Consider the following 636-nt stretch of genomic DNA (forward strand, 5'->3'; position numbering starts at 1 on the left):
ACCATCGAAATGTTGCTAAACGACACCTGCACAACCAACAACGGTTGCTCAAACGGCTGCGCTCGGGAAGCGAAAGCGGAACGTGTTGAAAAGGGGTTAGTCTGCAGCGAACGAGAGCGTYGAGTGACAGGGCGCTCCGGCAGACTGGCGTGAGATGGCGTCACTTGTAACGCCGAGCGATCTTGAGCCGAAAGAGGAGGCTGCGAGTCGGCCAATTTTGCATCGCCACTCGAAATCAGATAAGGCTTAGCACCGTCGTTTTTTATTTCTGCGAAAAACCATGTATCTTGCTGCTCAATCAGCGCATTGCCTTGCTCGTCTTCATACCAATGGAAATCCGCATTACCCGTTAAGCGCACTTTCGTTGAAGAGCCGTCACTTAATTCGACATCATGCCAAATCGGCGCTGGTGGCACCGTTGCCGTTGCAGAGGCAGACAATGCCAAAGCAAGCGTAAAAATCAGCCATTTGTTCATTCTTAACCCTAACTCCCTTTAAGATATCGCTCGGCTCTGTGGTCAATCCAAGACACACCAAGTAGTAACTCAAGCCGATAAATCAATGAGGTTTTATAAAATACGACGAATCGTTTGGACAAAATAATCCCATCATGAATAAGTAAAAACTAATAAGTAG

General features: G+C 47.7%; 1 pseudogene. It reads right to left on the reverse strand.

The window, feature by feature from the left end:
- Positions 1-476: pseudogene (locus CIK04_RS25285) on the reverse strand (RTX toxin); the annotation flags it as partial.
- Positions 477-636 lie beyond the last annotated feature (160 nt).

The organism is Vibrio sp. 03_296 (assembly GCF_002265885.1).